This is a genomic window from Holospora undulata HU1, assembly GCF_000388175.3.
In the GTDB taxonomy this organism is placed as follows: domain Bacteria; phylum Pseudomonadota; class Alphaproteobacteria; order Holosporales; family Holosporaceae; genus Holospora; species Holospora undulata_A.
In genome coordinates, this window is the sequence record NZ_ARPM03000021.1 from 1 (window position 1) to 1,206 (window position 1,206).

Annotated in this window: 2 protein-coding genes; one reads left to right on the forward strand and one right to left on the reverse strand. The window is 41.1% G+C overall.

All coding sequences use genetic code 11. The annotated features are described in order from the left end of the window. Nucleotides 1-263: 263 nt before the first annotated feature. A complete protein-coding gene (locus K737_RS09730) occupies nucleotides 264-440 on the reverse strand; it encodes a hypothetical protein (protein WP_023491183.1) in 177 nt (58 codons plus the stop codon). Between the two features lie 29 nt (nucleotides 441-469). On the opposite strand from K737_RS09730, the gene K737_RS07075 reads away from it, so the two are divergent. Continuing rightward, nucleotides 470-694 (forward strand): transposase, encoded by a 225-nt coding sequence (locus K737_RS07075; protein WP_075260282.1) that lies wholly within the window; start codon nucleotides 470-472, stop codon nucleotides 692-694. Nucleotides 695-1,206: the final 512 nt, after the last annotated feature.

Here is a 1,206-nt window from a genome sequence, read left to right on the forward strand (position 1 = left end):
AAGATAGGATTAAGGCAGTTTTGTGATCTGACAAAGGGTGAAGCTATCGTCAAATTGCTAAGGCTCTTCTGATTGACGATCGTAGAGAAGTATGAGGAAGATCAAAAGTTAATGGTGTAAAGTGAGGGCTCTGTGAGCAAGCTGAAGTTTCACAAACAGCGGAACTTATCGCACATTTGGAAAGCCAAACGTATATGAAAGTGAGTGATATCTGCGCTTTCTTGAGGCATTGCGTATACGATTCAAGGCAAGACGTTGCACGCCTATAACTTTTCATTTAAAAAGCCAGCAGCATGGCCAGAAAAGGCAGCCAAGTAGGAAGCCCCTTTATTCAACGGTGATGACAACACCGCCGGATGTTTGGTGATGGCGTGCCCCCCACCATGGAAACGAAAATCACCTGTCAGGCACCCCCATTGCCCATGACAGCCTACTCGCATGAACCTGATGGGAGCCTTGGATTGAACGGGTGGTATCCTTAAAAACCTTGAAGACGTTTTTTGATCAGCTGAAAGACGCTTATCTAAAGGAGCCTAACATTCACCTGATCTTGGATCAAGAACCTTATAATACAAGCACTGACCTCCAAAACGCAGCGAAAGAAAGTGGGATTGAAGTGCATTATTTGCCCTTCCTACAAGTCCCAACCTGCCCCCATCGAAGAATGAATATGTGCGCAATAATCGATTTTTAGTCTCTGCCAACAAAGAGTTTTGCAAGAGTATACTGAATTTTTTCGACCAAACCTGGGAAAACCTCGCCCCCTTAGATCGAAGCTATTTTGTTTTTGTTTCTTTTTCATTTTCTGTTAAAAATAGCCCCCCTGTCCCACTTTAAAGCTAAATTAGTATATTTAAGGTCGCGCTTATCCTTACGTTCACCCCCCCCCAACCAACACTATAGTAATTTAGGTTGAATAAGATATGTTAAAGAACCACGAAATAGCATCGAATAGAGCGTTGGAATTTAGTTATATTGCCTCTTCAATTGGCCCAGAATTTCTCTATTGGATTCAAATCACGAAGAGCAAGAAGGTAGAAAAATTATACTACATTTTACAGATTTTATTCATTCTCTACTTCCCTTAGATTTATGAAAAGAGACATTGTCCATAATGACACCTTGACCAGGCTTTAGTTTCTTAATCAGAAATTTTTTCTACCCAAGTCCGTTAAAAACTATTGGTGCTATGGGCGTGTTATTAAC

What these genes read in the sequence shown, in the direction of transcription:
- K737_RS09730 (WP_023491183.1), bottom strand. Translation starts at nt 440, where the DNA reads ATGCGAGTAGGCTGTCATGGGCAATGGGGGTGCCTGACAGGTGATTTT.